A 3,620-nucleotide genomic window follows, 5' to 3' on the forward strand; every position below is an offset into this window, starting at 1 on the left:
ACAGCTGCTATTGGCCTAGCATTTATAGATTGGAAGGCATCTCTCCTAGATGTATGCATCTTCCTAACCCTAGTCCCCCTATGGATAGCTATCTCCGTATCGGAGGTGCTCATATGCATAGCAACAACTGACTCGGCGAAGGGTGCTTTAGATGCCGCTATTAAAGCCCCTATGAAGTTTAGCGCAGCATCTGTGCTAGGCCTATCACTACTCCTCTGAGAGCCTACGAAAACAACTGGGGTTCTCATATCCTGTATAGCAAAGGCTATCGCAGATGCCGTATACCCCATAGTATCTGTGCCATGTGTAACCACTATTCCATCATAGCCGCTAACCATAGATCTATATACTGCATCGGCAATCCTCTCCCAATACTCAGGCTCCATATTCTCTGACAATATGCTCATTATAATCTCAACATCTATAGATGCAACCTCACCCGCCTCAGGTATAATCTCTAGAAGCTCCTCAGGCGTCATAGCAGGTCTAACAGCACCTGTATCGTATTCAACCTTAGACGCTATCGTACCCCCTGTTCCTATGACCTTCACAGAGGATCCAGGGCTCTTTAACGCTTGGGATCCCATCCTCTGCCTCTGATCCACAGGCTTTCTCCTGCTTATAACCTCTATATAGGTGTTGCTATCGATTCTAACACCAATGTTGTAGCCGCTGCCAAGCTTGATCACAAGTATATCTGGGGCTGAGTATGAGTGCTTAGGCATCACAATACCCTCATACACTATATCGCCCTTCCTAACCCTAACAAGATCGCCAACCTCTAACCCAAGATCCTCAGGGATCCCCATGCTATTCCCACATATTATTAACGCCAAGCCTATATTATAATGAGGATAGATGCTGGCAATCAAGCCAAAGAGCTTCTCAATAAGGGTTGGGGATAGAGAGGTTGAGATAGGATCTAAGGCGATAGAGATACTAAGGATAGTCAAGATGAAAGGAACGTTAAAGGCTGCATCAGAGGAGCTAGGTATATCATATAGAGGTGTTCTAATCACCATTAGGAAGCTCGAGAAAGAGCTGGGGGAGAAGCTTATAGAGACTAGAAGGGGTAGAGGGGCTAGAGTACGTCTAACCAGGCTGGGCGAGGAGATCCTCGATATATATCTAAGCACCAAGATAGAGGGGATGAGCTTCAGAAATAAGATCCCTGCGAGGGTTATCTCGATAGAGAGGGAGGGCATGTCAGCAATAGTAACTGTGGAGACAGCACCATCAACGGTAAAGGCATTGATAACAGGTGAAGCCTTGGAGGAGCTGGGGCTGAAGATAGGGGATCTAGTTAATCTAGTTATAAAAGCTTCAAATATAGCTATAATCAAGTAGAGTGTCTATATGAAATGACAACACATAGATCTGTGAAGATAGTAGCTGGGCTAGATCTATCGGGGAGTTATAGGAGATGCAGCGGCTACTCAGAAATAGATATAGAATCTAGATCCATAGCTAGGGCTATATGCCTCTATAGAGACGAGGATATAATATCAGCAATAGCTAACAGAGTATCTGTAGTAGCTATAGACGCCCCAATAGCTAGAGAGGCTAGAATGAGGGAGCTAGATAGAATAGCTATTAAAAGGGGATATAGGGTATTACCACCAAGCCTTGGTGGGATGAGGATGCTTACCCAAAGAGCATGGAAGATCTATTTAGAGCTGACAAACATAGGTGTAGAGGTTATAGAGACACATCCAAGGAGCGCTCTCAAGAGCTCAGGCCTAGATAGCCTCGAAGATCTGCTGAATATCTATGGTATAAAAGCGGCACCAGAGATCATTGGTAGAAGCTGGGGGAAAGATATAAGAGACGCTATAATAGCCTCCATAGTAGCATATTGCTACTATATGGAGAGAAGATGTGTTGAAGAGATAAGGGCTTCCGATGGAACGCTATATCTGCTTAAACCCTTGCTAAAGAGCTAGAGCATCACATATCTATCCGAGATATAAGAGCCTGTGAACCTATGGAGAGAAGAATATAGCCAATTCTATTGTAAAGATTTGTTAAGAGCTAATCCATTATACATTATATTCGCGGAATGATCACAGATCGATTTTCGGAGAAGGATAAAAAGATCTGGGGCGTGGCTAGGGGATCAACTCTGTTTTCCACCTCCTCCACCTCTGAGGAGGGTTCTCCTGAAGATCTCCATCTTAAGCATTTGGATCGCATATGCAGGATCAACTCCTTTGGGGCATACACGGCTACAGGATCCTGCGAATTCACATGACCAAACACCCTCGAATGTGTCTACATGCTCAAGCCTTGAGACCCCGCCCTCATCCCTTGAGTCTGCGTACCATCTATATGCTTGAGCCAGTGCTTGGGGGCCTAGGAACCATGGTTTCTCAGCAACTACTGGGCATGCTGCTACGCATAGGCCACATTTTATGCAGTATGCGAATGGTATGAATTCCTCTAGCTGTTCTGGGGTCTGCATATACTCCTTCTCTGCTCTGAACTGCTCCTCCTCATCCTTCCTGATTAGATATGGCTTCACATATCTATGCTTCTTGAAGAAGTCCGACATATCGGTTGCAAGGTCTCTCAGTATTTTGAAGTTATACATAGGCTCAACAGATATCCTCTCACTTCCAAGCCTTGTTATGTTGGTCTCACATGCAAGCCTTGGAACACCGTTTATAACCATTCCACATGAGCCGCATATACCCATTCTACAGCTATATCTAAGAGCTAGGGTTGGATCCTGGGTCTCCACTATCTTTAGAAGCGCATCTAGAACCGTGGCGTATCTATCAACCTCCACCTTATACTCTCTCACATAGAACCCCTTCTCAGGATCGTATCTCTTCACAGCTATAACAACGCTTTTAAGACCCTTTCCCCCCTGCATATCTAACCACCCCTATGGCCTCCCCTTATAACATATAGGATCCCGAAGACACCGAATAATAAAGATGCTATGAGGAGGAGTATCTCTAAGGGCTTTACAAGGATCCCAGCTGGTTGTGGGAGGAGCGTTGCCACCATGACTAGCCACACAAGAACCATAGATCCGAAGTAGCCTAGATAGTGGAATAGCATGACCCTGCTAGCCCTAGCCATAGAACCACCCCATGATAAACGCTATAGGGCCTATAACCCAGATTATCATCGCAACATATAGGGCTAGCCTGGCAACCATGGCTCTAGAGCTGTATCTCTTAACAAGCCTCTCCCTTATATTCTCCGCTATATGGCTGTAAGTAGCTCCCCTGCTATATATCATGAGAAAGCCCTTTGAAAGCTCGTAGAAGGATGGTGTTAGCAATACCCAGTATATAAGTGTTGAGACCCTGAATATGGTCTCTGTGATCTGTGTTTGTGCTAATATATAGGCTAGTATTGCGAGTGCCTCTATGATTGAGTATATAGATGCTATTTTATAGAAATGAACATGGATCCAGGCCTCTAGATCATATCTCCTCAGATCCTGTCTATTCACAGTCACATAGATCACCTCAGTACTTCCTCTCCTCAGGAGCCCACCTAGTTATCCTAACAGGTGCATAGCTAATATATGGGGGCTCCCCCCTTCTATAGAATACCAATGTGTGTTTAAGCCAGTTCACATCATCCCTCTTGGGATAGTCAAGCCT

7 protein-coding genes are annotated in these 3,620 nt (G+C 45.1%); 2 read left to right on the forward strand and 5 right to left on the reverse strand.

Features of this window, described 5'->3' with window-relative positions; translation table 11 throughout:
- Window positions 1-809: Glu-tRNA(Gln) amidotransferase subunit GatD (gatD, locus tag QXE01_12110; protein MEM4971983.1), on the reverse strand; the 809-nt coding region annotated here is incomplete at its 3' end.
- A 49-nt stretch (window positions 810-858) separates the two neighbouring features.
- Here gatD and QXE01_12115 point away from each other — a divergent pair.
- Both QXE01_12115 and QXE01_12120 read left to right on the forward strand, forming a co-directional pair.
- The gene (locus QXE01_12115) at window positions 859-1,347 is read left to right on the forward strand and encodes a TOBE domain-containing protein (protein ID MEM4971984.1); all 489 of its coding nucleotides are present in this window, start codon (window positions 859-861) and stop codon (window positions 1,345-1,347) included.
- Window positions 1,348-1,361: 14 nt separating this feature from the next.
- Entirely contained in the window at window positions 1,362-1,943 is a 582-nt protein-coding gene (locus QXE01_12120; protein MEM4971985.1) for a hypothetical protein, read from the forward strand.
- Window positions 1,944-2,116: 173 nt separating this feature from the next.
- On the opposite strand, the gene sdhB is transcribed toward QXE01_12120, so the two are convergent.
- The 4 genes from sdhB to QXE01_12140 all read right to left on the reverse strand — a co-directional run.
- Window positions 2,117-2,875, reverse strand: a complete 759-nt coding sequence (gene sdhB / locus QXE01_12125) for a succinate dehydrogenase iron-sulfur subunit (GenBank protein MEM4971986.1) — start codon at window positions 2,873-2,875, stop codon at window positions 2,117-2,119.
- Window positions 2,876-2,877: 2 nt separating this feature from the next.
- The gene (locus QXE01_12130; protein ID MEM4971987.1) at window positions 2,878-3,087 is read right to left on the reverse strand and encodes a hypothetical protein; all 210 of its coding nucleotides are present in this window, start codon (window positions 3,085-3,087) and stop codon (window positions 2,878-2,880) included.
- Entirely contained in the window at window positions 3,080-3,472 is a 393-nt protein-coding gene (locus QXE01_12135) for a hypothetical protein (protein ID MEM4971988.1), read from the reverse strand. The genes QXE01_12130 and QXE01_12135 overlap by 8 nt, the downstream gene beginning before the upstream one ends.
- A gap of 10 nt (window positions 3,473-3,482) precedes the next feature.
- A partial coding sequence (locus QXE01_12140; protein MEM4971989.1) for a hypothetical protein occupies window positions 3,483-3,620 on the reverse strand: 138 nt, incomplete at its 5' end.

It is taken from the genome of Sulfolobales archaeon, assembly GCA_038897115.1.
GTDB lineage: Archaea > Thermoproteota > Thermoprotei_A > Sulfolobales > AG1 > AG1.

Coding starts and splice junctions, on each gene's coding strand:
- QXE01_12115 (MEM4971984.1), top strand. CDS start 859: ATGCTGGCAATCAAGCCAAAGAGCTTCTCAATAAGGGTTGGGGATAGA.
- QXE01_12130 (MEM4971987.1), bottom strand. CDS start 3,087: ATGGCTAGGGCTAGCAGGGTCATGCTATTCCACTATCTAGGCTACTTC.
- QXE01_12120 (MEM4971985.1), top strand. CDS start 1,362: ATGACAACACATAGATCTGTGAAGATAGTAGCTGGGCTAGATCTATCG.
- sdhB (MEM4971986.1), bottom strand. CDS start 2,875: ATGCAGGGGGGAAAGGGTCTTAAAAGCGTTGTTATAGCTGTGAAGAGA.